Source organism: Kitasatospora sp. NPDC101183, assembly GCF_044767945.1.
Taxonomy (GTDB): Bacteria; Actinomycetota; Actinomycetes; order Streptomycetales; family Streptomycetaceae; genus Kitasatospora.
The window spans coordinates 103,125-129,465 of record NZ_JBIWOW010000013.1 but is presented as its reverse complement, the minus strand read 5'-3'; the positions used below and the strand labels follow the sequence as shown (position 1 = coordinate 129,465).

Genomic DNA, 26,341 nt, shown 5'->3' with positions numbered 1-26,341 from the left:
GGGGGCGGAGACCGTCAGGAGTCCTGCGAACTGCGGTCGGTGAGCGGGTTCATGGCGCGGGCGGCGAGGAAGGCGCTCAGGCCCGCGACGGTGCGCAGGTCGCCCGCCGGGCCCAGGTCGAGCAGGGCGGCGAGGGCGGTGGCCTCCCGCTCGCCGGCGACGCCCAGCGCCGCGGCCGGGTCGGCCTCGGCGGGGACCCGCAGGTCGACCAGGCGCACCACCACGTCCTCGCGCTGGAAGACGGTGCTCGCCGCGACCGGGCCGGTCGGGTCGGCGGTGGCCAGGTTGTCGTACGTGGCCAGCAGTTCGGCGACGGCCTGCCCGAGGCCCTGGCGCACGGGGTAGAGCACGGCGTGGCGGTGCAGCCGCCCGGAGGCGGGGGCGCTGGCGATCGCCTGGTGCTTCGCGGGCAGCGCGGCCTTGGCGAAGAAGGCGCGGGCGGACTGCGGGTCCCCCAGCTGCCGGTGCTCCTCCAGGTACGGGTTGATCGCCTCCTCGACGGCCCGCACCTCGGGCTGCATGGCCACGTGCCGCAGCGCGTCGCCCAGGCTGCCGGTCACCTCGACGGCGCGCACCACCCGGTTGCCGTGCAGGTACAGCGAGGTGCGGCGCAGCCGGGTGTTCTCGTCCACGACGGCCTCGGGGGAGGCGTAGTCCGACAGGATGCGGGCCACCTCGGGCTCGCTGCCGGGCTTGACGGTGAAGGTCAGCGCGTGGCGCACCACGCCGTCCGGGCCCGGGTCGGCCTTCGGCGGGCCCATGGGCGCGGCGCGCTCGGCGCGGGGCAGGCCGGGCGGGACCTCCATCGGGGCGCGGCTGCCCGTGGAGCCGGCCGCCGAGGTCTGGCGCAGCACGGCGTAGCGCAGCGAGCGGAAGTCGTCGGTGACGCAGCCGTGCATCGGCTTGACCATCTCGCGGTGGGCCGGGCTGTCCACCCACTTCAGGAAGGTGTCCTGATCCTCCCACTCGCTGGTGATCAGCCACTGGCGCGGGTCGTTGATCGACTGGCACAGCTGGTCGCTGACGTGCCCGGGCACCGCGGCCACCTGGTGGCGCAGCTGCTCGTACACGTCGAGGAAGCGCTGCTGGGCGCCGTCCTGGATCTCCAGCATCAGCACCACCCTCAGCCGGTTGTCGGTCTCGGCGGTCTGCTGGCGCTGGGGTTCGGAGAGGGTTGTCATGATCCACTTTCTGCTCTGGGCGCGGCCTAGGGCCCGTCGTCAAACTCGCGTCTGCGGGGCGACGCCGGGGCACGCACCTCGCCGCGTTGTCGTCGGTCGCCAATGCTCCGCAGTGGCTCCCTCCTCCGCCTTGCGATGCACGCACCCCAACGCCGCCCCGCCGCCCTCCGGGCGACGACGGGAGTGTGACGACGGGCCCTGGGGTCGATCGTCATCGGCGCGCACAGTGGCCCGCGAGATTTGCGGGCCATCCGGGCGAAGGGGCGGCGCAAGGCCCCCCGGGCGGGGGATGCAAGAGCGGGGCCGCCGGGGGAGCGGGCCCGCCGAGAGCGGTGCCGAGCTCCGTCGCCGGGCCGCGGAATCCCGTACAGGGTGGAGCAATTGATGAATCCGAAGGTTGACGACCGGGTGCCGGTCCTGATCGTGGGCGGCTCGCTGGTCGGGCTGTCGGCCTCGCTGTTCCTCGGTCGACTGGGTGTCAGGCACCTGCTGGTCGAGAAGCACGCCGACACCTCGCGCCACCCGCGCGGCCGCGGCAACAACGTCCGCACGATGGAGCTCTACCGCACGGCCGGGATCGAGCCGGCCGTCCGCGCGGCGGCCTCGGTGCTCGCCCCCAACCACGGCATCCTCCAGGCGCCCTCGCTGACCGGCGAGGAGCAGGAGTGGCTGTTCCGGGAGATCGACCCGGGCGGGCGCCTGGCCCGGTTCAGCCCGACCGCCTGGTGCCTGTGCAGCCAGAACGACCTGGAGCCGGTGCTGCTGCGCGCCACCCGCGAGCTGGGCGCGGACGTCCGCTTCGCCACCGAGCTGGTCTCCTTCGAGCAGGACGAGGACGGCGTCACCTCGGTGCTGCGCAGCCGCGAGAGCGGCGAGGAGCGCACCGTCCGCTCGGACTACCTGGTCGCGGCGGACGGCCCGCGCAGCCCGGCCCGCGAGCGGCTGGGCATCGGGCAGAGCGGCAAGGGCGAGCTGTTCCACAACGTCAGCGTCACCTTCCGCGCCAAGCGGCTGGCCGAGGTCGTGGGCGAGCGCCACTTCATCGCCTGCTACCTGACCAACCCGGAGGCGGACGGCGCGCTGCTGCCCGTGGACAACCAGGAGGAGTGGGTCTTCCACGCGCCCTGGCACCCCGAGCAGGGCGAGCCCCTGGAGGCCTTCACGGACGAGCGCTGCGAGCGGCACATCCGTACGGCCGTCGGCCTGCCGGAGCTGGACGTGGAGGTGACGGGCCGGGCGCCCTGGCACGCCGCCGAGCGGGTCGCCGACCGCTACGGCGCCGGCCGGGCCTTCCTCGCGGGGGACTCCGCCCACGAGATGTCCCCGACCGGCGCCTTCGGCTCCAACACCGGCATCCAGGACGCCCACAACCTCGCCTGGAAGCTCGCCGCCGTGCTGTGCGGCTGGGCCGGGCCCGAGCTGCTGGAGACGTACGAGCAGGAGCGCCGGCCGGTGGCGAGGGTGACGAGCGAGCGGGCGTCGGCCCGCTCCGCGGAGCACAGCCACCCCGGGTACGCGGTGGTGCCGGGCGTCGGCCGGCAGGCCGGGGTGCTGGCGGTGGCGCTCGGCTACCGCTACCCGCGCGGCGCGGTGGTCGGCACAGACCCGGCCGGGCCCGTCGTCCCGGAGCGGTTCGAGTCGGCGGGCGAGCCCGGCGGCCGCGCCCCGCACCAGTGGCTGCTGCGCGCGGGCGTGCGGCTGTCCACGCTGGACCTGTACGAGCAGGCGATGGTGCTGCTCACCGGGCCCGAGGGCGCCGCCTGGCAGGAGGGCGCCCGGCGGGCGGCCGACAGGCTGGCCGTGCCGCTGGACGGCTACCGGATCGGCGAGGGCGCCGAGGACGACCTGGCGCCGGAGCCGGGCGCCGACTTCGCCGCGCTGCACGGGATCGGCCCGCGCGGCGCCGTGCTGGTGCGGCCGGACGGCTTCGTCGCCTGGCGCTCGGAGGGGCCGGGGCAGGACGCGGAGGCGGAGCTGACGGCCGTGCTGCGAAGTGTCCTGAGCCTCTGAGAAAGGCGTCGGGCCCGCCGGTCGACCGACCGGCGGGCCCGATTCTCGTCGGGGGGGGAATTCCCCGGCGGATTCAGCGGGTCAGTGGCCGCCCGCGTCGATCACCTCGACGTCGGAGACCTCCCGCTCGATCTCCTCGGCGGGCAGCGCCACCCGGATCGCCCAGGCGTAGATCGCCAGCGAGAACAGCGCCACGATCCCCATGTCCCACCACATCGGGATGCGGCCGGTGCCCTCCCCGAAGCCGCCCTGCCAGGAGACCAGGCCGAGGCCCAGCAGGTAGACGGGCAGCCACTGGGCGGCCTTCCAGTTGAGGCGCGGCGCGTTGGGCAGGCCCTTGCGGATGGCGTACGCCGCGTAGCCGCCGAGCAGGGCGTAGCCGAGCACGATCGCGATGCCCAGGCGGGACAGGGTGTGCCAGCCGGACCAGTAGATGATCAGGCTCGCGACCACGAAGGCGGCGGGGGAGACCAGGCCGCCCAGCGGCAGCCGGTAGGAGCGCTCGCGATCGGGCAGGCGCCGGCGCATCGCGCCGAAGGCCAGCGGGGCGCCCGCGTACATCAGCACGCTGGCGGAGGTGATGAAGCCGACCAGCTCCTGCCAGCTGGGGAAGGGCAGGAAGCAGATGACGCCGGTGACGAAGGAGACGATCAGGCCGAACCACGGCACGCCGTTCCTGTCCAGCTCCTCGAACTTCTGCGGGGCGTAGCCGTTCTTGCTCAGGCCGTAGGAGATCCGCGAGGTCGAGGTGGTGTAGATCAGGCCGGTGCCGCCGGGGGATATCACCGCGTCCATGTACAGCACCCAGGCCAGCCAGCCGAGGCCGACCACGGTGGCCAGGCCCGCGAAGGGGCCGTCGATGCCGGGGAAGTCGAGCTTGTCCCAGCCGTTGGCGAAGGAGCTGACGGGCAGGGCGCCGATGAAGACGACCTGGAGCAGGGTGTAGACCAGGGTGCCGATGGCGACGGAGCCGAGGACGGCCCGGGGGATGTCGCGCTTGGGGTTGCGGCTCTCGCCGGCGATCTGGATGGCCTGTTCGAAGCCCAGCAGGGCGAAGATGATGCCGCTGGTGCTGATCGCGGCGAGCACGCCCTTGGAGCCGAAGGGCGCGAAGCCGTGCGAGGTGAAGTTCGAGCCGTGGAAGTTGGTGGCGGCCAGCACGAAGATCGTGAACAGGGGGACGAAGATCTTCAGCCAGGTGGCGATGGAGTTCGTCCGGGCGAGCACCTTCACACCGAGGAAGTTGACGGCGACGAACACCGCCATCAGCACGGTGGCGACGACGAACCCGCTGGCGGTGAGGGTGTTGTTGTCGTTCAGCAGGCCGTCCGCCCAGGACCAGTGCCGGGCGTAGCCGATCATGGCCTCGACCTCGATGGGGGCGACGGTCGCGGCCTGGAGCCAGGAGAACCAGCCGAAGGACATGCCTGCCAGGCCGCCGAAGGCGTAGTGCGGGTAGCGCGCGGTGCCGCCGGAGACCGGGAACATCCCGCCGAGTTCGGCGTGCACCAGGGCGAGCAGCACGATGGCCACCGCGCCGATGCCCCAGGAGACGACGGCGGCCGGGCCGGCGGCCATGACGGCGCTCTTGGCGCCGAAGAGCCAGCCGGAGCCGATGATCGAGCCGACGGACGCCCACATGAGGCCGATGAGGCCGACGTGGCGCTTGAGGGAGCGGTGGGTGGTCCCCGGCGTGGAGCCGGAACGCTGACCCGGCGGCGAGATCTGGTTGAGGGAAGCCATGGGCGATCTCTCTGTGGGTGGGGGCTCCGGGGTGGGCGGAGCGCGGAGAGTTGCCACACGGTAGGTCTCTTCATAGAGCTATGCACAGACCTTATTACTGAATGTTTACTTTCTTTTCCGGACATTCTCCCTGGTAGGGGGCGGTATCCCTTTCGGCTTGTTACGTGACCGATCAGTAATTCCAGCATGTGAGATTTCCCGGGAATTCGCCCGGGTGGCGCGCTGTGGTCGCCGCCGTCGAACGCCCGTGCTGTCGTTGGGCGCATGATCACACCGAGAACCGTCCTGCTCGCCGCCCCCGCCCTCGCCGCCGCCCTGCTCTGCGCCGCCGCGCCCGCCGCCTCGGCGGCCCCGGGGCGTCCGCGCGACGTCACCGCCGAGCAGTGCCGGGGCGCCGGCGGCGAGGTGCAGGGCAGCGGCTACTGCGTGGGCGGCGACGGCGAGGACGCCTGGGGGCAGCCGATCGACGGCCAGGCCGTCAACCCCCACCCGAACCCGGGCTTCGAGGACTGACGGGCCCTCATCGCCGCTACGGCACGGGCCGCAGCGTCACCGGCGCCGGAGCCTGGGCCGGCGTCAGCGTCCGCAGCACCAGATCGATGCGCACCTTCGCGGCCCCGGCCCGGTGCAGGGCCGCCGCCACCGCCCGCAGCTCCTCCGGGCCCGTGCAGACCAGGTGCAGCTCCAGGTCCGCGTCGCCGGCCAGCGCCAGCCCGCTGCGGACGGCCGGGAACTCCGCCGCCAGGCGGTCGAAGTCCAGGGGGACGGGCCCGTAGCTGATCCGGGCGATCGCCTGGAGCTCCCGGGCCTGCCCCTGGCCCGGTACGCGCGGCTCCGGCTCGAAGCCGCCCGGGAGCAGGTGGAGGGCGGTCACCGGTGCTGGAGCTGTGCGGTCGCGGCGGCCGGGGAGGGCGGGGTCGAGGGGGCGGCGGGGGTGGAGACGGACGGGGCGACCAGGCGCGGGTCCACCACCAGGGTGTCGACGCCGAGCGGCGCGATCATCTCGCGCAGCGCGGTCTCGGCGAGCTCGGTGTGCGCCTGCCCCGGCCCGAGCAGGGCGGCCAGGGCCTCGGGGCTGGAGAAGCCGACGGCGCAGCGGCGGCCGTCGCGCAGGCGGAAGAGGCGGAGCGCGGTCGTGCCGCCGTTGCCGGAGACGGTGAGCGGAACGTGCCAGACGACGCGGGCCATGCGGGTGCTCCCGGAAAAGTGGGTGGGGTGCCGGTCGGGACCTGCTGCCGGAACCTGCTGCCGAATCGACGCTAGGCCGACGGAGGGCGCACGTCGCCGCTCCTGACGCGGTGTTGACCGAATGGGGTGACGTGTTGACGCAGCCCTGACGTTCCCGTCACCCGATTGGACTACACCACTCCTCATCCTTCCCTAAACAACCCTTCAGGCTGATAGGTTGCGTAGCGATAGGGAATGTTGAGAGGGTGGCCGCAGGTGACGCAGTACTACTCGGTGGAACAGGTGGCCGACCTGCTCGGCCTGCACGTGCGCACCGTCCGCGGCTACATCCGCGAGGGGCGCCTCGCGGCCACCAGGATCGGCAAGCAGTACCGGATCACCCGGGCCGACCTGGAGGCGCTCACCGGTGCCCCGGCGGCCCCCGAGCCCGCCCGGCACCGCGCCGAGGTGTCCGCCGTCGTCCGCATCGAGGACGTCGACCGCACGGCCGTCGACCGGATCACCACGGCCGTCCTCGCCTCCGTGAGCGCACCCCGCGACGGCGGGCGCCCGCTGCACGTGGAGTCCGTCCACGACCCCGAACGGGGCACCCTGCGGCTGATCGTCCTCGGGGACCCGGCCGACACCGCCGGGCTGCTCGCCATCGTCCATGCGCTGACCAGGGAGAACTGACCATGTCCGACCGGCCGACGATCCTGCGCCTGCCCGCCGAGGGCCCCCTCGTCCGCACCGAGCAGGACGCCCTGGACGTCATCGGCGACGCCTTCGGCCACGAGGCCACCTGGGTCGTCGCCCCCGTCGAGCGGCTGCACCCGGACTTCTTCACGCTGCGCACCCGCGTCGCCGGCGGGATCGTCCAGAAGTTCGTCAACTACCGGGTCGGCCTCGTCGTGCTCGGCGACATCTCCGAGCACGTCGCCGCGAGCGTCCCGCTGCGCGACTTCGTCCGGGAGAGCAACCGCGGCCTCCAGCTGTGGTTCCTCGCCGACGAGGCCGAGCTGGAGGCCCGCTTCAACGCCGCCTGACGCACTCCGGGGGCGCGCCCCGGTTGCCGTGCGCCCGCCCCGGGAGCACGGTGGATCGGGCCGCGCCCGCGCCTTTCGACGGGACCGGCGCACGCTCCGGGGCGGGGGGAGGTGGAGCGAGGGGCCCGGGACGAGATATCTTGACGTCAAGACGTTGGAGACGTGAAGCGGAGTACCGATGACTGACTCGACCATCATCTATACGCACACCGACGAGGCTCCGGCCCTGGCGACCTACTCGTTCCTGCCCGTGGTCCAGGCCTACGCCAGGACGGCCGGCGTCCAGGTGGAGACCCGTGACATCTCCCTGGCCGGGCGGATCATCGCCAGCTTTCCGGAGCGTCTGACCGAGGCCCAGCGGATCGGCGACGCCCTCGCCGAGCTCGGCGAGCTCGCCAAGACCCCGGGCGCCAACATCATCAAGCTGCCGAACGTCTCGGCCTCCGTGCCGCAGCTCAAGGCCGCCGTCGCCGAGCTGCAGGCCCAGGGCTACGCCCTGCCGGACTACCCGGAGGACCCGCAGACCGACGAGGACAAGGATGTCCGCGCCCGCTACGACAAGGTCAAGGGCAGCGCCGTCAACCCCGTCCTGCGCGAGGGCAACTCGGACCGCCGCGCCCCGCAGTCGGTCAAGAACTACGCCAAGACCCACCCGCACCGCATGGGCAAGTGGACGGCCGACTCCAAGACCAACGTCGCCACCATGGACGCCGACGACTTCGCGAGCACCGAGAAGTCCGCCGTCATCGCCGCCGACGGCGCCCTGCGCATCGAGCTGGTCGGCGAGGACGGCACCGTCACCGTGCTGCGCCCGAACGTCCCGGTCCTGGCCGGCGAGGTCGTCGACGCCTCCGTCATGCGCGCCGCCGCCCTGAACACCTTCCTGGCCGCGCAGGTCGCCCGCGCCAAGGCCGAGGGCGTGCTGTTCTCGGTGCACCTGAAGGCCACCATGATGAAGGTCTCCGACCCGATCATCTTCGGCCACGTCGTGCGCGCCTTCTTCCCGAAGACCTTCGCCAAGTACGGCGAGGTGCTCGTCGCCGCCGGCCTCAACCCGAACAACGGCCTCGGCGGCATCCTCGCCGGGCTCGACGGCGTGCCGCACCTGGGCGCCGAGATCAAGGCCTCCTTCGAGGCCGAGCTGGCCGAGGGCCCGGCCCTGGCCATGGTCGACTCCGACAAGGGCATCACCAACCTGCACGTGCCGTCCGACGTCATCGTCGACGCCTCGATGCCGGCCATGATCCGCACCTCCGGCCACATGTGGGGCCCGGACGGCCAGGAGGCCGACACCCTCGCCGTCCTCCCGGACCACAGCTACGCGGGTGTCTACCAGGCCACCATCGACGACTGCCGCGCCAACGGCGCCCTGGACCCGGCCACCATCGGCTCCGTCCCGAACGTCGGCCTGATGGCCCAGGCGGCCGAGGAGTACGGCTCCCACGACAAGACCTTCGAGATCCCGGCCGCCGGCACCGTCCGCCTGGTCGACGCCCAGGGCGACACCGTCCTGGAGCAGGCCGTCCAGCCCGGCGACATCTTCCGCGCCTGCCAGACCAAGGACGCGCCGATCCAGGACTGGGTCAAGCTGGCCGTCACCCGCGCCCGCGCCACCGGCGACCCGGCGGTGTTCTGGCTGGACGCCGAGCGCGCCCACGACGCCGTGCTCATCGAGAAGGTCAAGCAGTACCTGCCGGAGCACGACACCACCGGCCTGCAGATCGAGATCATGACCCCGGTCGAGGCCACCAGGTTCTCGCTGGAGCGCATCCGCCGCGGCGAGAACACCATCTCCGTCACCGGCAACGTGCTGCGCGACTACCTGACCGACCTCTTCCCGATCCTGGAGCTGGGCACCAGCGCCAAGATGCTCTCGGTCGTCCCGCTGATGGCGGGCGGCGGCCTGTTCGAGACCGGCGCCGGCGGCTCCGCCCCGAAGCACGTCCAGCAGCTCGTCAAGGAGAACTACCTGCGCTGGGACAGCCTGGGCGAGTTCTTCGCCCTGGCCGCCAGCTTCGAGCACCTGGCCACCACCACCGGCAACGCCCGCGCCAAGGTGCTGGCCGACACCCTGGACCGCGCCACCGGCACCTTCCTCAACGAGGACAAGTCGCCGAGCCGCCGCCTCGGCGGCATCGACAACCGCGGCAGCCACTTCTACCTGGCCACCTACTGGGCCCAGGAGCTGGCGAAGCAGACCGAGGACGCCGAGCTGGCCCAGGCCTTCGCCGGCCTGGCCGAGGCGCTGACCTCGCAGGAGCAGGCCATCGTGGACGAGCTGATCGCCGTCCAGGGCTCGCCCGTGGACCTCGGCGGCTACTACCAGCCCGACCCGGCCAAGGCCGCGGCCGTGATGCGCCCGTCGAAGACCTTCAACGAGGCGCTCGCCAACCTCGGCTGAATCCGGCCGAGTTGAGCTGACACCGCAGGCCCCGGGTCCGAACTGGACCCGGGGCCTGCGGCGTTCACGCCCGGGCGGGGGCGTCCCCGCTCCGCGGATTCGGGCGCTGGAACCAGCCGAGGTACAGGAAGACGAGTGCGCAGGGGACGAAGACGAGGGCCAGCACGCCGAGGAACAGCGGGTTGTGGTGCGACAGCTGGTCGGTGCGCGGGCTCGCCCACAGGCCCTCCCGGTACCCGTCCTCGCGGTAGTCGTCGCTGACCCACCGGTGGCTGCGCTCCCGGCCGTCGAGCGTCCAGGTGTAGACGCAGCTGTAGTGGTCCTCCTCGTCCGACCACCGGCAGTCGGTCAGCGTCGCCGTCACGGCCTTCGGCGTGTGCACCCACTCCAGGAGGTACTCCTTGCCCGCGACGTACGACACCACCAGGGCCAGCACCAGCGCCGCCAACGCCACCCCGGCGCCCCACTGCCCCTTCGGCTTCCCCTGCGACTTCCCCCGCGACCGTCCCATCGGACGTCCCCTCCCCCGTTCGGTCCTTTGACCATCGTGACGGACGGGGGCCCGGGCGGACCAGGGTTCAGACGATCGTGGTCAGCACCCCGCCGACGGCCAGCAGGAGCAGCGCCGCGCCGTTGGTGCGGGGCCAGCCGAGGGCGGTGCCGACGGCCTCGCGCAGCAGGGCGTACGGGCCGTGGGCGAGCAGAGGGTCCGCGGCGAGGGTGCGGGCCGGGGCGCCCGCGCGGTGGGCGGCGAGGGCGGAGCGGACGGTGTGGAAGCCGCTGGTGATCACCGTGCAGCGGTAGCCCGGGCGCTCGGCCGCCATCAGCGCGGCGGCGAAGCGCAGGTTCTCGACGGTGTTGACGGCCCGCTCCTCGCGCCGCACGCGCTCCGCCGGCACGCCCCGGGCGATCAGGTAGCGCGCCATCGCGGCGGCCTCCGTGCAGTCCTCGTGCCGCCCCTTGCCGCCGGTGACCAGCACCAGCGGCGCGTACCCGGCGGCCTCCTCGGCGGCGAACCGCTCCAGCGCCGCGTCCAGCCGGGCCGCCAGGGCCGGGCCGGGCCCGCAGCCGTCCAGGGCGGCGCCCAGCACCACCAGGTAGTCCGCGCCCGTGGGCACCGGACGGCGGCGCCCGCGCAGGGCGAAGCCGAGGAAGCCGAGCAGCCAGAGCAGGACGTACCCGGCGAGGAACGCGACGGGGAGGAGCAGGACGTGCATATCCGTTCGAACGCCTACGGCGGAACCCCCGTTCCGGGGCCGGAACGGGGGCTCTGTGAGGTATCTCGCGCCGAAACGGGAGCCACTGCCGGGCTGCGTCGGGCTGCCGGGCTGCCGGGCTAGCGGGCCGCCGGGCGGCCGCCCCGGTTGAGCGAGGCCAGGTAGGCGTTGTACGCCTCCAGCTCCGCGTCGCCCGAGCGCTCCTCGGCGCGGTCGACCCGGCGGGCCTGGCGTTGCTCGGAGCGCATCCACTGGAAGACCAGGGCGATCAGCACGATCGCCGTCGGGATCTCGCCGAAGGCCCAGGTGATGCCTCCCGCCAGCTTCTGGTCCTCCAGGAGGTCCGTCCCCGGTGGTGCCGACTCCACCGTGAAGGTGGTCACCAGCGGGTGGCCGGCCATCATCACCGCCACACCGAAGAAGGCGTGGAAGGGCATGCCCATGAACAGCTCGATGATCCGCATCACATGGCCGGGGCGGTTCGGGCCCGGGTCCACGCCCATGATCGGCCAGAAGAACACCAGACCGGTGGCCAGGAAGTGCACCATCATGAAGATGTGCCCGGCCCGGTACTGCATGAGGAAGTCGAACAGCGGGGTGAAGTAGACCCCGTACAGGCTGGCGATGAACAGCGGGATGGTGAACGCCGGGTGCGAGATCACCTTCACGTACGTGCTGTGCAGCAGCGCCACCAGCAGCTCGCGCGGACCGCGCGGGCGCCCCTTGCCGGCCGGGCGCAGGGCGCGCAGGGCCAGGGTGATCGGGGCGCCGAGCAGCAGCAGGATCGGCGTCAGCATGGAGAGCACCATGTGCTGGATCATGTGCGCGCTGAACAGCACCATGCCGTAGTCGTTCAGCCCGGTGCAGGTGACCAGCAGCATGGTGCCGACGCCCGCCGCCCAGGCGACGACCCGGCCGACGGGCCACTTGTCGCCGCGCCGGTAGAGCCGGACGGCGCCCGCCAGGTACAGCCCGAGGGCCGCCAGCCCGGCGAGGAGGAACACCCAGTCCGGGGACCACGTCCACACGTTGGAGAGCGTGAAGGGGCCTAGTGGGGTCATCCCGCCGTGGTGGTGCATGCCCTGCATGCCTGACATCCCGTCGCCCATCGGCGAGTCCTGCTTTCCGTCCTCGTGGGCCCAGTGGTGGGTCCGGTTCGCCCGTTTTGCTTGGCCTACAGCCTAGGTCGGCCTTACCTCGGGCCGTGTCACCGCCCCCCTCTCGTACAACCTTGTACGTCCGACCTTGTGCGTCCAACCTTGTGCGTCCAACCTTGTACGTCCCCGGGCGGGCCCGCGCGACCCGTGGCCGGAACCCGGTGTGATTCATCTGACGGTAAGTCAGCGGTTATCGATCGGTGACATGATCTTCGCAGGACGCTCCGGACCCCCGGCGCGCCCGGGGGGCGGGGCCGGCCCCGTGGTGCACCGGCCCGAGGACGCGAATCAGGGAGAACCATGCAGGGCACCGTGCTCGCCGACCGCTACCGGTTGGTGGACTGGCTCGGCGGCGGGTCGATGGGCGACGTGTGGGCCGCCGAGGACGAGGTCCTCGGTCGCCGGGTGGCCGTCAAGGTGGTGAAGCCCGCGCTGCTGGAGGAGGACGGCTTCGCCGAGCGCTTCCACGCCGAGGCCCGCGTGATGGCGCAGCTGCGCCACCCCGGCATCGTCGGCGTCCACGACTACGGGCACGACGGGTCGGACGGGCGGCGCCCGGTCGCCTACCTGGTCATGGAGCTGATCGAGGGCGAGCCGCTGAGCGCCGTCCTGGAGCGGCGAGGCGCCCTGCCCGTCGCCGAGACGCTGCGCACGGCGCTCCAGGTGCTGGAGGCGCTGGAGGCCGCGCACGAGGCCGGGATCGTCCACCGGGACATCAAGCCGGCCAACCTCATGGTCCGCGAGGACCGGACGGTGATCGCCGACTTCGGCATCGCCCGGCCCGGCTGCGACGCCCGGCTGACCGTCCCCGGGATGGTGCTCGGCACCGCCGCCTACCAGGCGCCCGAGCAGGCCTCCTCCGGTACGGTCACCGCCTCGGCGGACCTGTACGCGCTCGGCGTCCTGCTCCACGAGTGCCTCACCGGGCGGCTGCCCTTCGACGGGGAGACGGCCCTGGAGGTGATCCTCCAGCACCTCACGGCGCCCGTGCCGCCCCTGCCCGAGGGCGTGCCCGCGCCGGTCGGGGCGATCGTCGGGCGGGCGATGGCCAAGGAGCCGGGGGAGCGCTGGCCGGACGCTGCCTCGATGGCCGCCGCCGTCCGGGAGGCGCTCGCGCAGCTCGGCGAGGAGGTGCCGCCCGCGCCCCCGCGGCGCCGGCCGGCCGCCCGTCGGGCGCCGAGGCACGGGCGGCGGGTGCGCGCCCTGGTCGGGGTGACGGTGCTGACGCTGCTCTGCGTGGCCGGGGCCGCCGGGGCGACGGTGATCCGGCCGAACCTGGAGGCCGCCCGCGAGGGTGCTGTCGCGGAAGTACCGGCGGCGCCCCCGGGGCCGGTACCCGGCGCGCCCGTGGCCGACCGCACGCGCCTGTCTCCGGCCTCTCCGGCCTCTCCGACATCTCCGACGGAGACCCCGCAGCCGTCCGCCGCGTCGCCCAGCGGCTCCGGGAGCCCCGCGGCCGAGCCTGCTCCCGTCCTCCCCGCCCCGTCGCCGCCCGTGCCCGCCGCCACCGGGGCCTCGCCCGCGCCTGCGCCGGCCGCCACGGCGCCGGCTCAGCCCACCCTCCGGGAGTCCGCCACCCCCTCGGCCCCGGCGGCGACGACCCAGCCCGCGGAGCCCACGCAGAAGCCCAAGCCCTCGCTGCCCGCCACCGGCATGATCGTCAACCGGTTCGTCGCGCTGGACAACTCCTACTCCGCCGACAAGGACGGCAACCTCGTCGACATGTACACCGTCAACAACTCCTCGGCGCAGAACTGGCGCCTGGAGCGGATCGACGAGTCGCGCTACTACCTGCGCAACGGCTCGACCAACTACACCAAGGTGCTCGACCTGGACGTGAAGACCGGGAACGTCCAGATCTGGACGAATCCGCCCGCCGGGGAGAACCAGATGTGGGTCTTCACCCCGGTCGAGGGCGGCTACCAGATCATGAACTACGGCACCAAGCAGTGCCTGACCTCGGACGGCGTCGCCCGCTGGGCGCGGGTGGCGGCCTGCTCGAACGGCGACAACCAGGTGTGGACGGTGTCGTAGGGGCCTCTCACCCCGGCAGCCAGGAGGGCCACTGCCTGCGCGGCCGGTCGGCGGGCAGGCCCGGGCCGATCAGCGCGTGCAGCCGCTCGGCCTCGGGGGAGCCGATGGCGGCCAGGATCTCGTAGGCCTCCTGTCGGCACGCCCTCGCCTCGGCGGCGCCGCTCCCGGCCAGCGCGTCGCCGAGCGCCGCCAGGGCCAGCCCCCGGCCCCGCCGGTCGCCGTCGAGGGTCAGCGCCTCGACGGCCTGGCCCGCCGTGCGCACGGCCTCGCCGTCGCGGCCGAGGGCGCGCAGCGACTCCGTGAGCCGCAGCAGCGTACGGCCCGTACGGCGGCGGTCGTCCGGGCGCAGCAGGGCGAGGGCGGCGCGGTGGTGGCTGAGGGCCTGCTCGAACTCGCCGCGGTCGTGGGCGATCGTGCCGAGGGAGTCCAGGGCGAGGGCCTGGAGGCCGCGGTCGTCGAGGCGGTGGCAGATCAGCAACGACTGGTCCACGACGCGTACGGCCGCCTCGAACCGGCCGAGTTCGGTGAACGCCCCTGCCAGGTTGAGGAGTTCGCCCGCCACCGCGCGGCGGTCGCCGAGCCGCTCCCAGGCCGTGATCGCCGCCGTGAACCCCTCGATCGCATCGCCCGGGCGGCCCACCTGGACGAACAGGGCGGCGAGGGAGGCGTGGGCGAGGGCGAGCAGCGGGCCGGGCAGCCCGTGGGCCGTGCACAGGTCGCGGGCCCTCAACAGCTCGGCGAGGGCCGAGGGTTCGGAGCCGACCACCGTCAGCAGCCGCCCGAGCACCAGCCGGGCGCGGACCTCCGCCGTACGGTCGCCGAGGCGGACGGCGGCCTGCAGCAGCACCTTGGCGGCGTGGCCGAGGGGGCGGGTGGCCTGGCCGGTCTCGCACAACAGGCTGGTGGCGAGGAGGAGTTCGGAGATCATGCCGAGGTCGGGTGGCTCGGGGAGGGCGGCGCACTGGCCGACCAGCGCGCCGACGGCGGCGTACTCGCCCCGGGTGCGGGCGGCGGCGGTCTCGGCGCGGGTCTCGGCGTGCGTCTCGCCCTGGGGGTCGGTCTGGGTCTCGGTGTGGTGGAAGGCGACGAGGCGGGCCAGGACCTCCTGCGGACTGTTCGTGGACAGCCGTTGGGCGAAGGCGTGCAGGAGGTCGTGGTAGCGGTAGCGGTCCGGGGGAGTGGTCTCCAGCATCGAGCAGTCCACCAGGGACTCGGCGAGCTCCTCCGCCTCCTCCTCCGGCAGGTCAAGCACCGCCGCGACCGCGCCCGGCGACAGGTCGGGCACCTCCGGCACCGCCAACAGCCGGAAGGCGCGGGCCTGTTCGGGCGTCAGCTGGTCGTAGCCGAAGCGGAACGCCGACTCCACGGCGAGGTCCCCCGTGCGCAGCACGTCCAGGCGGCGGTGGTCCTCCGACAGCTTCTCCAGCAGCCGGGCCACCGTCCAGCCCGGCCGGCAGGCGAGGCGGGCGGCGAGGATGCGCACGGCGAGGGGGAGATGGCCGCAGAGGCGGACGAGCTCCTCGGCCTCCGCCTGCTCGGCGGCGAGGCGCTCCTGCCCGACGACGCGTCCGAGCAGGTCCAGGGCCTCCTGCGGGGCGAAGGCGGGCAGTTCGACCACCTGCGCGTTCGGGAGGGAGGCGAGCCGGGCACGGCTGGTGACGAGCACCGCGCAGCCGGGGCCGCCGGGGAGGAGCGGGCGGATCTGCTCGGCGTCGCGGGCGTTGTCGAGAACGACGAGGATCCGGCGCCCGGACAGCAACGACCGGAACTGCGCCGCCCGTTCGGCGGGCCCGGGCGCGAGGGCGTCCGGCGGCAGGCCGAGCGCGCGCAGGAACGCGGCGAGCGCGTCCTCCGGGCGGGTGGGGCGGCCGTCGGCGCCGTGCAGGTCGAGGTAGAGCTGCCCGTCGGGGAACTCGGGAGCGAGGCCGTGGGCCACGTGCACGGCGAGGGCGGTCTTGCCGACGCCGCCGAGGCCCGAGACGGTGGCGACGGGGACGGTGTGGGGGGCGAGGAGGGCGGTGCGCAGGGCGAGGGTATGGGGTTCGCGGCCGGTGAAGTCGGCGAGGTCGGCGGGGACTTGGGTCGGCTTGATCCGGTAGGGCGCGCAGGCGGGGGTGGGCTTGGGGGCGGTGGGAGTGACGAGGTCGGCGTCCGCCGCGAGGATCCGCCGTTGCAGCTCGCCGAGGCCGGGGCCGGCGGCGACTCCGAGCTGCTCGCGCAGGCGGCGGTCCGCCGCCCGGTACACGCTCAGGGCCTCGGCCTGCCGGCCCGTACGGTAGAGGGCGAGCATCAGCAGCTCGCAGAACCGCTCGCGGAGCGGGTGCTCGGCCACGAGGGCCGTCAACTCGGCGACGGCCTCCGGGTTCGCGCCCGCCTCGACCTCCGCCTCCAGGCACGCCTCCAGCACGGCCACCCGTCGCTCGGCCCACTCGCCGCGCTGCCGCTCCACGTACGGGCCGGGGAGCCCGGCCATGGGCTCGCCCTGCCAGAGGGCGAGGGCGGCGCGGAGTTCCCGGGCCGCGGGGGCGGGCTCGCCGAACTCCCGGGCCTTCGCGGTCAGTTGCTCGCACCGGGCGATGTCCAGCGCCTCCGGCTCGACCGCGAGCAGGTAGCCTCCAGCGAGCGAGGTCAGGGCCTCGGGCCCCAACACCCGCCGCAACCGGTGCACATACGTCCGGATCACCCCGGTCGCCTTCGCCGGCGGCTCCTCGCCCCAGAGGTCGTCGATCAACTGCCCGGCCGACACCGGATGCCCGGCCCGGAGCAGGAGGGACACCAGCAGACTCCGCTGCTGCGGCGACCCCAACGCGAGCTCCCCGTCCCCGCGCCACCCCCGCACGGCCCCCAACACCACGAACCGCAACCCACCCACCAGCCGCCCCCTCCGCCGCACACGAACCCCCGCGGCATGATACCGATGACGGCATCCCCGCAGTTCAGAGCGGCGATAGAACCTGGCCACCTGCACAAACGCCCCGGGCAATCCCCGCCAATGCGGGGCTGGCCGCGTCGGCTTCATGAACCGAGTCATCAGCATGGATCAATCCCCGCGCGTGCGGGGCCGAGATCGCCCTCGCGGTCGCCGGGCACATCTGCCGGGAGCTATCCCCGCGCGTGCGGGGCCGAGCGGGACCGGGTCATCCTGGCGTACAACGCCGAGGAGCTATCCCCGCGCGTGCGGGGCCGAGACCTCCCGCCCCGGGCTGCGCCCCGTGCCTGCCGAGCTATCCCCGCGCGTGCGGGGCCGAGGCTTCCTGACCTGCGGGGCTTGGGGTCGGGAGGCGTTGGTTGATTCAGTTCGATCGGGGGAGAGTTGACGCCTTTCCTCATCTTCCCATGCTCGGTGGCTGCGGCGGCGTCACCAGGCCGCAACCACCGGAGCCTCCGGCTCCCGCCGCCGCCAGGCCGCGTTCAGGCGCCCGAGGCGCGCCGCGCTGGCGATGCCGTGGAGCGCGGTCACCTTGCCCTCGGCGACGGTGAACGCCACCGTGCCCACCACCCGGTCGCCGACCACCGCGACCACCGCCGGCCCGCCGTTGACCTGGGCGATGTGCAGCGCGGGCGTACCGCCCGCGAAGCGGCGCTTCGCCTCCGTCGGTTTGAACCCGGCCCGGACGAACACCGCGATGCGTTCGCGCGTCGAGTACCGCAGCAGCCGGCGGGCGAGCCCCGCGCCGTCGGAGACGGCCGTCGCGTCGGCGGTCAGCATCGCGACCAGCCGCTCCGTCCGCCCCGACACCGCCGCCGCCAGGAACTCCTCGACGATCCGGCGCGCCGCCGCCGCGTCCACGGACTCCCCGCCGCGCCGTTCGGCGGCGACGCGGCGTCGGGCGCGGTGGACGTGCTGCTGGCTCGCCGATTCCGTGATGCCGAGGATCTCGGCGATCTCCGCGTGCGGGTACGCGAACGCCTCGCGCAGCACGTACGCGGCGCGCTCCACCGGCGACAGGCGCTCCATCACCATCAACACGGCCAGCGACACCGACTCCCGCTGCTCGAAGGTCTCGGCGGGCCCGAGCATCGGGTCGCCGTCGAGGAGCGGTTCGGGCAGCCAGTCCCCGGCGGCGCGTTCGTGCCGGGCGTGGGCGGAGCGCAGGCGGTCGAGGCAGAGGTTGGTGACGACCTTGGTCAGCCACGCCTCCGGCACCTCGATGCGGCCCCGGTCGGCGGCCTGCCAGCGCAGGTAGGCGTCCTGGACGGCGTCCTCGGCGTCGGCCGCCGAGCCGAGCAGGCGGTACGCGAGCGAGGCGAGGCGGCCGCGCCCGGCCTCGAAGCGGTCGACGGCCGTGCTCTCCATGGCGAGCATCCTAGGGCGTGTCTTTCGGCTCACGCCGGGCGGTCGACGTGAGCCGAAAGACACGCCCTGGGCCGCGGCCCGCTTGCGCTGGGGCAGGCCGTAGGTCGGGTGGGCGATGCTCCACCCGGCGCCCTTGAGTACGCCCTCCTTGACGAGCGCGGCGGCCCGGCCGCCCAGGTACCAGGAGCGCGAGCGGGCCTCGCCGTCCACCGCCTGGACGATGGCGTCGTGCCGCCCGAGGCTGACGTGGTTGGCGTAGTACTTCAGCCCGACCTTCGGCACCGCACCGCCCGTCAGCCGCGCGACGATCGCCCCGGCCGCCTGCATCGCGGTGTAGCCCGCCGAGGCGCAGGACATGGGCATCGGCAGGCCGTTGTCCCCGATCGCGTAAGCGCTGTCGCCGACGGCGTACACCTCCGGCCGCGTCACCGACCGCATGGTGCGGTCGACGACGATCCGGCCGGTCTCGGTGACCTCCAGCCCGCCGGCCGCCGCGATCGGGTCCACGGCGAACCCCGCCGCCCACACCGTCACGTCGGCGGGCAGGAGCGTCCCGGCGGTGAGCGCCCCGCCCGGCTCGACGGCCTCGACCCCGGCGTGCTCGTGGACGCGGACCCCCAGCCGGTCGAAGGCCCGGCGCAGGTGGAGGCGGGCCTTCGGCGCGAGCCGGGCGCCGAGTTCGCCGCGTGCGGCGAGGGTGACGGAGAGGTCGGGCCGGGCCTCGGCGATCTCGGTGGCGGCCTCGATGCCCGTCAGCCCCTCCCCGACGACGAGGACGCGTCCGCCCGCGTCCAGCCCCGCCAGGCGTTCGCGCAGGCGCAGCGCCGAGGGCAGGCCGGTCACGTCGAAGGCGTGCTCGGCGACGCCGGGGACGTCGCGGTGGTCGACGGAGCTGCCGAGGGCGTACAGGAGGGTGTCGTAGCGCAGCTCGTCGTGGTCCGGCTGGCCCTCGCCGGTCGCGACGACGCCGCGCTCCACGTCGAGCCCGGTGACCCGGGCGACGCGCACCCGGATGCCGGTGCCCGCGAAGAGGTCGGCGAGCGGGCGGCGCGGGACCTCCCGGCCGCCGGCGAGCTGGTGGAGGCGCATCCGCTCGACGAACTCGGGTGCGGCGTTGACGACGGTGATCTCGGCGTCGGCGGGGGAGAGCCTGCGGGCGAGGCTCCCGGCGGCGAAGGCCCCGGCGTATCCGGCGCCCAGGACGACGATGCGGTGCTTCATGGCGGTGCTCCTGTCTCGCTTGTCTCGTTCGCGTGTCCCTTGAACGGGGCGGCGCGGCGATTGCTGACAGGAGTGGCGAAAAAATTACCGGGCCGGACGGAGGGCCGGGTGCGACGATGGGCGTCGGCGACGAGCAGGAGTAGCGACGACGTGTTCCCTTCCACCATGACGGACCTCTGGCTCACCCCCTCCCCGACGGGTCGGCTCCTCTTCGACGACGGCGGGTTCAGCGTCACCGCCGACCCCGACCTCACGGACAGGCTCACCGTCCTCACCACCGTCACCGACGGACGGACTCGCGTGCGCCTGACTCCGGCCCTCGCCGCCACCCTCGGCCTGGAGCCCGAACAGCCGGTCGAGGAAGGGGAGTTCAGAGACCGCCTGGAATCGGCCGGCCTGCGGCTGCACGGCGCCGACCACCTCTTCTACCTCGCCGAGCAGGACCGCGAGGCGCTGCTCGCGGAGCCGGACGACCCCTCCGTCCGCCCGCTCACCGCCGCCGACGCGCAGGCGTTCGAGCGCTTCCAGGCGCAGGCCTCCGAGCAGGACCTCGAGGACTCGTACGTCGAACTCGACCACTGGGCGGTCTACGGCGCCTTCGTGGACGGCGAGTTGGCGGGCGCGGCCAGCGCCTACCCGTGGAACGACGCCCCGCTGGCCGACCTCGGCGTCCTCACCCTCCCGCTCCACCGGGGCAGGGGCCACGCCCGCCGCCTCGTCCGGGCGATGGCCCGGCACGCCCTCGCCCGGGGCCACGAGCTGCAGTACCGCTGCCAGTTGGACAACCACGCCTCGATCGCCGCGGCCGCCTCGGCGGGCCTGACCCGCTTCGGCACCTGGGACGTCCTGTCTGCCGAGCGGGGCACAACGACGAACTGACCGTTGCGCGGGCCGCTCAGTCCAGCTCGACGGTGAAGTCCCACACCGCCACCGGCTTGCCGTCGTGCCGCCAGGTGAGCTGCGCGGAGCCGGGCCGGTAGGTGCCGACGAGGGTCAGGGTGGCCGTCGTGCCGGGCGCGGCGGTGACGGTGGCCGGGCCGGTGGCGGTGAGCGGGACGTCGGTGCCCTGCTCGTCGCGCGAGGAGAAGTCGGCGGCCGCGACGGTGACGGCGGCCGTGGCCTGCCCGAAGGTGACGGTGAAGGTGCCGGTGGTGTGCTCGGGCGGCTTGCCGCCCGTGGCCGGCCCGGTGGCGTCCTGGGCGGGCCCGACGGCCCGCACCAGCGCGCCGCCCTCGGGCAGCTTGGCCTGGACGGTGTCGCCCATGGCGACGAGCTGCAGGTGCTGCTCGTCGGCGACGGGCGTCGCGCGGGCCGTGGGCGCGGTGGGGATCGGGACGGCCCCGAGGTCCTTCACCGTGTCGGTCGCGTTGCGCCGGCCGTCGGAAGAGGCGGAGGAGGTGGAGGAGGACTCCCCGGTGCAGCCGGACAGCAGCAGGGCGAGGGCGGCGCAGGCGAGCGCCGCCGGGCGGAGGAGGGATCGGGTGCGCCGGGGGCCGGGCCGACGGTCGTCGGCCCGGCGCGGCGCTGCGGTGCTCGCAGCGTTCATCGGTGTTGGGGGTCCTTCACGGGTTCCGGGAGGTCACTGTCCGGTCGGCGCGGCCGTGACCGGCGTCTGCGGCTCGTCGGCGCGGCCGGTGGCCGGGTAGACGAGGCTGCCCGACGGCGCCGGCGGCAGGGCGTGGCCCGAGGGGTTGTTGTAGACGTCGGCGCCGAACGGGCGCAGCCCGTCCGCGGCGGCGTAGCCGAGGTGGCCGTGGTTGTCGGTGCCGCCCTGCTCGATGCCGTAGAGATCCTCCATGCTTCGAAGCCAGGAGTAATGGTTGTACGGCTGGTCGCTGACCGAACCCGGCTTGATGTAGCGGGAGATGAGCAGCGCACCGGTGATGCCGCCACCGGGGGTGGTGTCCTGGCCGAAGGCCTGGAAGCCGGGCTGGGTGGTGTTCGGGCCGGGCAGCTCGTTGCAGCAGGCGACGACGGACTGGGCCGTGTCGGTGGGGGTGTTGAGCTTGGGGTCCTTGTTGCCGGTGTAGTCGGCGACCGAGTTGCCGTACATCTTGTAGGGCGGGAAGGCCTCGTCGAAGATGATCTGGATCATGCCGTCGTGCTGGAACGCCGGGGAGGCCATGATCTGCGGGACGATCTTCTCCAGGAACCGGTCCGAGGCGTAGAGGCCGCCCTGGTGGTCGTTCGGGTCGCCGGAGGAGTTGTCGCCCTTGCAGACGGCGTCGTGGGCGTCCGAGCAGTTGTCGGGCGTGATCCAGGAGAACGCCGGGGTGGTGTCCTCGCTCTTGAGGTCCTCGGCCAGGCCGGTGAGGGCCGGGTGGTCCGCGGTGGCGGGGCGGCCGTCCAGGGGGACGACGTTGGCGCACTCCTGCGGGTCGTCGATCAGGGAGTGGAACCAGGCCGTCGGGTTGTGCTTGGCGACGTACTGGTCCTCGGCGGTCGCGCCGCCCGGGTCCGGGACGCCGGCGCCGGACGGGTCGCCGGGGATGCCGCAGCGGTAGACGTCCTCGCGGCCGGGCGTGTTGCCCATCTGCTGCATGTACGCCTTCCAGCTGAGGTTCTTGTCGTCCAGCTGGTTGAAGAGGGTGTACACGGAGCTGGGGTAGACGCAGCCCGAGGAGGCGTTGACCTGGCCGTCGGCGGCCGGGGTGCCGGGGCTGACGTCCTTGTACTGCGCGCAGTCGGCCTGGTTGTCCGGGGTCGGGGCCTGGCCGGAGACGAGGCTGACGTAGTTGTCGAGGCTGTAGTGGCCGGTCCCGTAGTACTGGCGCAGCAGCTCGCCGTACTGGGGGAGGGTCTTCCACAGGTAGCTGTTCTGGTTGAGGCCGGTGAACGTCGCCTCGTAGGACTTGTTCTCCAGGATGATCGTCCACACGTGGCCGATCTTGTGGGCCGTGGGCTGGCTGGCGTCGTGGGCCGAGGCGGGTGCGGGCGCCAGCGTGGCGGCTGCCGTCATCACCGCCACCCCGGAAATCAGCCGCCGTCCCCAGCGGCCGATCGTGAGACGTGCCATGACGCTCCCTCAGTGTGATCGGCGGGGGCCTTCCCCGCCGACGGGACACTGTTCACCGCGTAGACAGCGCGTACTGGCGAGTAAACCGAACGCGGGGTGTCGGTGAGATGAACAGGAGGGAATGGGACGCCTACGATAAGTCAAAGTCCGCCCAAGGAACGGGCATCGCGGGGTCAAGACCGGGGAGCAGCCTCGCCCGCCCCTGCTCGCCGGACGGGGCGAACGGGTATCCGAACGCGTCAACTCGCCTTCTGTGTCGTGTAGTTGCTGCTTGCCTGGCACCCCTCGCGGACGACAGACTTGGGCGGGCCCGACAGTGAGGGGGACGTCATGCGGATGCTCCTGATCCTCGTGCTCCTGCTGGGGGCGGGGACGGTGATCACCGTGGCCACCGTGCGCTGCCACCGCGCGGTGCGCAGGCTGTACCGGGCCGAACGGCTCGCGGCCGGGCGGGAGTTCGACCTGACGCGGACCGAACTCGCCCACCTGGCCGGAAACCTGGGGGCGATGACCGTGGCGAAGATGCACGAGGGCGGCCGGCTGGTCGCCGCCCGCTCCGGTGACGTCACGCTGACCACACCCGCCGCGGCCGGTACCGGGGCGGGCGCGGAAGCCGGGGACCGTACCGGAAACGAGTTCGAAGCGGTGGCCGTGCGCTTGTACACGTCCGCGCACGCCGACGATCTCAACTATCTGCTCATGTCGGTGGACACGTCCCCGGAGGCGAAGGCCCTGCGCGCACGGCTCGCGGCGCAGGGCCTGGCCTACGACGAGGAACTCGTCGAACGCGTGCGGTGGGTGGACCAGCGAAAGGCGAGACTGGGCGGCTCCCTGGTCGTCATGTTCCTGGCCACCCTGGGGTGGCCTCGCGCGTTCCCCGGTGTGTGGCCCGTCCCGCTGCCGGTCCTCCTGCTGTCCTTCGCGGCCGTCTTCTGGGCCACCGGCGCGTCGACTCCGCCGCCACGTACGACCACCGGGCCGGGGGAACGGGTCCTGAAGGCCGCCCGGGCGGCCGAACCCCTCAGGAAGGGGACGGCGGCCGTGGCCCTGCGGGGACTGAGCGCCCTGCCCGCCGACCACGACCTGCGGACCTGCGACGCCGGCTCCCGCAGACGGAGCCAGGAGGCCAGGAGACAGGAGGAGATCGACTCGTACGACGGCTACAGCTGCGGCTAGTGAGAACGCTCCCCGTGGATCATCCGGGCCGTCCGGTGGTCCGCAGGAAAGGCCCTGGGAGGGCGTTGCACCCGCCTGGGTGACGGAGGGTTTGGCGGGTCGGCGGCCATGGAACGGCTTCCCGCCGTACTCGCAGCGGCACGGCGTCCAGGCGTGCCCGAACCCGAGGGGTGGCATGGCGACCGCGGACTCCCAGGGGCCCGTCCGGCAGGCGCGGGCGTTCCAGCTCGCACGCCGGCCCAAACTGTGGCTCTTCCCGAGCATCCTGTGCGGCCTGCTGGCCGTCGTCCTCTCGCTGCTCTACATGGGCGGCATCGTCAACCCGGCCGGGCACCTTCACCGGCTTCCGATCGCCCTGGTGAACGAGGACCAGGGCCCGCCTCCGCCCGGCCGCGCCGAGACGGTCGGCACCCTGCTGACCAGGGCCGTGGTGGCCGGCAGCCCCGGCGAGAGCGTCGACTGGAAGCAGGTCGACGGCGCCGGACTCGACGAGCAGCTCGCCTCCGGCAAGGTCTACGGCGCCCTGCTCGTCCCGAAGGACTTCACCGCCGCCGTCGCCGCACTGGCGACCGGCCGGGCCACCGACCGGCCCGCCCTGACGGTCCTCACCAACCCCGGCCTCGGCAGCCTCGGCTCCTCGATCGCCGCCCAGATCGCCCAGAACGCCGCCCACCAGGCCTCGCTCGCCACCGGCAAGGAACTGCTCGCCGTCCTCCCGCCCGCCACCGCCGCCCCGGACACCGGTGCCACCGCCCGGCTGCTGCTCGCCGACCCGTTCGCCGTCACCACCCGGATCGGCCACCCGATCGGCAGCCACAGCGGCCTGGGCCTGAGCGCCTTCTACTACACGCTCCTGGCCGTGCTGACCGCCTTCATCGGCGGCAACATCATCCACAGCGGCGTCGACGGCGCGCTCGGCTACGCCGACAGCGAGATCGGCCCCTGGCACACCCGCCGCCCGACCGTCCCGATCAGCCGCACCCAGACCCTGCTGCTCAAGATGGTCATGACGGCCGGGATCATGCTGCTCACCACCACCCTGGTGCTGCTCTGCACGGCCGGGGTCCTCGGCATGGACGCCCCGCACCCGGCGATGCTGTGGCTCTTCGCGTACTGCGCGAGCCTGGCCGTGGGCCTCGGAGTGCAGGCGATCAACGCGGCCTTCGGCGGGATCGGGCAGCTGGTGTCGATGTTCGTCTTCATCGCGCTCGCCCTGCCCTCCTCGGGTGCGACCGTGCCGCTCCAGGCGGTGCCCGGCTTCTACCGCTTTCTCGGCACGTTCGAACCGATGCGCCAGCTGAGCGACGGCATCCGGGCGATCCTGTTCTTCGACGCCCGGGGCGACGCCGGACTGCTCCGGGGCTGGATCATGATCGCGGTCGGCCTGGTGCTCGCCCTCGCCTTCGGTTTCGCGATGACCCGGTACTACGACCGCAAGGGCCTGCACCGCTGGACGCCGCAGCCGACCGACTAGTGTCCGGTTCGCGTCGGCCGCTGGTGGAGGTCGCCCTTCGGGGCGACCGAGGATCGCAACCGTTCGGAGGCTCGGGCTCGCGGGGTCACGACTTGGGGACGAGGGTGTTCTCGTTGGTGCGGCCCGCGGCGTAGTCGTCGATGTTGCGGACGGTGGCGTCGATGATCTGGCCGACGGCGGTGTGGGTGAAGTAGGCCTGGTGGCTGGTGACGACGACCTGGGGGAAGGTGACGAGGCGGGCGAGGGTGTCGTCGGTGATGCCCTGGATGGACTGGTCGGTGAAGAAGACGCCGGTCTCCTCCTCGTAGACGTCGAGGCCGACGCCGGAGAGCCGCCCGGCGCGCAGGGCTTCGACGAGGGCGGCGCTGTCGATGAGGCCGCCGCGGCTGGAGTTGACGAGGATGGCGTCGTGCTTCATGCGGGCGAGGGCGGCGGTGTCGATGAGGTGGTGGGTGGCGGGGACGAGGGGGACGTGGAGGCTGATGAGGTCGGCGCGGGAGAGCAGCTCGGGCAACTCGGTGTAGTGCATGCCGAGTTGGAGGCACTCGGGGTTGGGGGCGATGTCCCAGCCGAGGAGTTCGGTGCCGAATCCGTTGGCGATCCGGGCGAAGCACTCGCCGATCTTGCCGGTGCCGATGACGCCGACGGTCATGCCGTGGACGTCGCGCCCGAGCAGCCCGTCGAGGCGGAAGTCGAACTCCCGCGAGCGGTTCGCGGCGCGCACCAGCCGCCGGTTGACGGCCATCGCCAGCGTCCAGGCGTGCTCGGCCACGGCGTACGGGCTGTAGTGGGAGACCCGGGCGACGGTGAGGCCGAGGCCGGCGGCGGCGTCGAGGTCGATGTTGTTGAAGCCGGTGGAGCGCTGGGCGATGAGCTTGGTGCCGCCGGCGGCGAGGGCGGTGAGCGTCTGCGCGTCGAGGACGGCGTTGACGCTGCTGCTGACCACCGGGTACCCGGCGGCCAGCGGGGCGGTGTCCCGGTTGAGGAACACGTCCAGGCAGCGCAGCCCGTGCCGGCCCGCGAAGGCCCGTTCCAGCAGCGGCCGTTCGTCGGCCTGCACTCCGTACGCGAGGATCTCCATGCCATCACGCTACCCAGAGGACCGCCGGGAAGCCGGGTATGGCTCGCGGAGGATGCTGCTGCTGTCCGCCCGGGGCATGCCGGTGACGCGGATCGCAGCCGGCCTCGCCTTCCGCAGCCG

Annotated in this window: 21 protein-coding genes, 1 pseudogene and 1 CRISPR repeat array; of the genes and pseudogenes, 9 read left to right on the top strand and 13 right to left on the bottom strand. The window is 73.3% G+C overall.

What is annotated here, in order from left to right:
* Window positions 1-14: 14 nt before the first annotated feature.
* Window positions 15-1,181: a SchA/CurD-like domain-containing protein gene (locus tag ACIRRS_RS19820; protein WP_402972290.1), complete on the bottom strand. Its 1,167-nt coding sequence runs from the start codon at window positions 1,179-1,181 to the stop codon at window positions 15-17.
* Window positions 1,182-1,565: 384 nt separating this feature from the next.
* On the opposite strand from ACIRRS_RS19820, the gene ACIRRS_RS19815 reads away from it, so the two are divergent.
* Window positions 1,566-3,191, top strand: a complete 1,626-nt coding sequence (locus tag ACIRRS_RS19815) for an FAD-dependent oxidoreductase (RefSeq protein WP_402972288.1) — start codon at window positions 1,566-1,568, stop codon at window positions 3,189-3,191.
* Window positions 3,192-3,272: 81 nt separating this feature from the next.
* Here the strand turns inward: ACIRRS_RS19815 and ACIRRS_RS19810 are convergent, their stop codons facing one another.
* On the bottom strand, window positions 3,273-4,934 hold the full coding sequence (locus ACIRRS_RS19810; protein ID WP_402972286.1) for an APC family permease: 1,662 nt from the start codon (window positions 4,932-4,934) through the stop codon (window positions 3,273-3,275).
* Window positions 4,935-5,198: 264 nt separating this feature from the next.
* On the opposite strand from ACIRRS_RS19810, the gene ACIRRS_RS19805 reads away from it, so the two are divergent.
* Window positions 5,199-5,447: a hypothetical protein gene (locus ACIRRS_RS19805; protein WP_402972284.1), complete on the top strand. Its 249-nt coding sequence runs from the start codon at window positions 5,199-5,201 to the stop codon at window positions 5,445-5,447.
* A gap of 16 nt (window positions 5,448-5,463) precedes the next feature.
* Here the strand turns inward: ACIRRS_RS19805 and ACIRRS_RS19800 are convergent, their stop codons facing one another.
* Both ACIRRS_RS19800 and ACIRRS_RS19795 read right to left on the bottom strand, forming a co-directional pair.
* The gene (locus ACIRRS_RS19800; protein ID WP_402972282.1) at window positions 5,464-5,808 is read right to left on the bottom strand and encodes a hypothetical protein; all 345 of its coding nucleotides are present in this window, start codon (window positions 5,806-5,808) and stop codon (window positions 5,464-5,466) included.
* On the bottom strand, window positions 5,805-6,122 hold the full coding sequence (locus ACIRRS_RS19795) for an SAV_915 family protein (RefSeq protein WP_402972280.1): 318 nt from the start codon (window positions 6,120-6,122) through the stop codon (window positions 5,805-5,807). The genes ACIRRS_RS19800 and ACIRRS_RS19795 overlap by 4 nt, the downstream gene beginning before the upstream one ends.
* 255 nt (window positions 6,123-6,377) lie before the next feature.
* Here ACIRRS_RS19795 and ACIRRS_RS19790 point away from each other — a divergent pair, with 255 nt between their 5' ends.
* From ACIRRS_RS19790 to ACIRRS_RS19780, 3 genes are all read left to right on the top strand, one after another.
* Window positions 6,378-6,794: a helix-turn-helix domain-containing protein gene (locus tag ACIRRS_RS19790; RefSeq protein WP_402972278.1), complete on the top strand. Its 417-nt coding sequence runs from the start codon at window positions 6,378-6,380 to the stop codon at window positions 6,792-6,794.
* Window positions 6,795-6,796: 2 nt separating this feature from the next.
* Complete coding sequence (locus tag ACIRRS_RS19785) at window positions 6,797-7,147, top strand: DUF4180 domain-containing protein (RefSeq protein WP_402972276.1); 351 nt, start codon at window positions 6,797-6,799, stop codon at window positions 7,145-7,147.
* 178 nt (window positions 7,148-7,325) lie between these two features.
* On the top strand, window positions 7,326-9,548 hold the full coding sequence (locus ACIRRS_RS19780; RefSeq protein WP_402972274.1) for an NADP-dependent isocitrate dehydrogenase: 2,223 nt from the start codon (window positions 7,326-7,328) through the stop codon (window positions 9,546-9,548).
* Between the two features lie 64 nt (window positions 9,549-9,612).
* Here ACIRRS_RS19780 and ACIRRS_RS19775 read toward each other — a convergent pair whose 3' ends face one another.
* The 3 genes from ACIRRS_RS19775 to ACIRRS_RS19765 form a co-directional block, all read right to left on the bottom strand.
* On the bottom strand, window positions 9,613-10,059 hold the full coding sequence (locus ACIRRS_RS19775) for a hypothetical protein (protein ID WP_402972272.1): 447 nt from the start codon (window positions 10,057-10,059) through the stop codon (window positions 9,613-9,615).
* A gap of 67 nt (window positions 10,060-10,126) precedes the next feature.
* Complete coding sequence (locus ACIRRS_RS19770) at window positions 10,127-10,765, bottom strand: YdcF family protein (protein ID WP_402972270.1); 639 nt, start codon at window positions 10,763-10,765, stop codon at window positions 10,127-10,129.
* Window positions 10,766-10,884: 119 nt separating this feature from the next.
* On the bottom strand, window positions 10,885-11,844 hold the full coding sequence (locus ACIRRS_RS19765) for a cytochrome c oxidase assembly protein (RefSeq protein ID WP_402972517.1): 960 nt from the start codon (window positions 11,842-11,844) through the stop codon (window positions 10,885-10,887).
* 378 nt (window positions 11,845-12,222) lie between these two features.
* Here ACIRRS_RS19765 and ACIRRS_RS19760 point away from each other — a divergent pair, with 378 nt between their 5' ends.
* Window positions 12,223-13,956 carry a serine/threonine protein kinase gene (locus ACIRRS_RS19760; protein WP_402972268.1) on the top strand — a complete coding sequence of 578 codons (1,734 nt, stop codon included), beginning with the start codon at window positions 12,223-12,225 and terminating at the stop codon, window positions 13,954-13,956.
* Window positions 13,957-13,963: 7 nt separating this feature from the next.
* Here ACIRRS_RS19760 and ACIRRS_RS19755 read toward each other — a convergent pair whose 3' ends face one another.
* The 3 genes and pseudogenes from ACIRRS_RS19755 to ACIRRS_RS19745 form a co-directional block, all read right to left on the bottom strand.
* Window positions 13,964-16,975 (bottom strand): BTAD domain-containing putative transcriptional regulator, encoded by a 3,012-nt coding sequence (locus ACIRRS_RS19755; protein WP_402972515.1) that lies wholly within the window; start codon window positions 16,973-16,975, stop codon window positions 13,964-13,966.
* An 18-nt stretch (window positions 16,976-16,993) separates the two neighbouring features.
* A CRISPR array of direct repeats spans window positions 16,994-17,205; the repeat unit is 29 nt; unit sequence GGAGCTATCCCCGCGCGTGCGGGGCCGAG.
* Window positions 17,206-17,314: 109 nt separating this feature from the next.
* Entirely contained in the window at window positions 17,315-18,253 is a 939-nt protein-coding gene (locus tag ACIRRS_RS19750) for a sigma-70 family RNA polymerase sigma factor (RefSeq protein WP_402972514.1), read from the bottom strand.
* A gap of 78 nt (window positions 18,254-18,331) precedes the next feature.
* Window positions 18,332-19,474 (bottom strand): annotated as a pseudogene (locus tag ACIRRS_RS19745) (NAD(P)/FAD-dependent oxidoreductase); the annotation flags it as partial.
* A 165-nt stretch (window positions 19,475-19,639) separates the two neighbouring features.
* Here ACIRRS_RS19745 and ACIRRS_RS19740 point away from each other — a divergent pair.
* Window positions 19,640-20,353, top strand: a complete 714-nt coding sequence (locus ACIRRS_RS19740) for a GNAT family N-acetyltransferase (protein ID WP_402972267.1) — start codon at window positions 19,640-19,642, stop codon at window positions 20,351-20,353.
* Between the two features lie 16 nt (window positions 20,354-20,369).
* Here the strand turns inward: ACIRRS_RS19740 and ACIRRS_RS19735 are convergent, their stop codons facing one another.
* Together ACIRRS_RS19735 and ACIRRS_RS19730 are read right to left on the bottom strand one after the other, a co-directional pair.
* Window positions 20,370-21,020 carry a hypothetical protein gene (locus tag ACIRRS_RS19735; protein ID WP_402972266.1) on the bottom strand — a complete coding sequence of 217 codons (651 nt, stop codon included), beginning with the start codon at window positions 21,018-21,020 and terminating at the stop codon, window positions 20,370-20,372.
* A gap of 33 nt (window positions 21,021-21,053) precedes the next feature.
* A complete protein-coding gene (locus ACIRRS_RS19730) occupies window positions 21,054-22,490 on the bottom strand; it encodes an alkaline phosphatase family protein (protein WP_402972264.1) in 1,437 nt (478 codons plus the stop codon).
* A gap of 330 nt (window positions 22,491-22,820) precedes the next feature.
* Between ACIRRS_RS19730 and ACIRRS_RS19725 the strand changes: the two genes are divergently transcribed.
* Complete coding sequence (locus ACIRRS_RS19725; RefSeq protein WP_402972263.1) at window positions 22,821-23,666, top strand: hypothetical protein; 846 nt, start codon at window positions 22,821-22,823, stop codon at window positions 23,664-23,666.
* Window positions 23,667-23,841: 175 nt separating this feature from the next.
* On the top strand, window positions 23,842-25,140 hold the full coding sequence (locus tag ACIRRS_RS19720; protein ID WP_402972261.1) for a YhgE/Pip domain-containing protein: 1,299 nt from the start codon (window positions 23,842-23,844) through the stop codon (window positions 25,138-25,140).
* A gap of 85 nt (window positions 25,141-25,225) precedes the next feature.
* Here ACIRRS_RS19720 and ACIRRS_RS19715 read toward each other — a convergent pair whose 3' ends face one another.
* Window positions 25,226-26,221, bottom strand: a complete 996-nt coding sequence (locus ACIRRS_RS19715; RefSeq protein WP_402972259.1) for a 2-hydroxyacid dehydrogenase — start codon at window positions 26,219-26,221, stop codon at window positions 25,226-25,228.
* Between the last annotated feature and the right edge of the window lie 120 nt (window positions 26,222-26,341).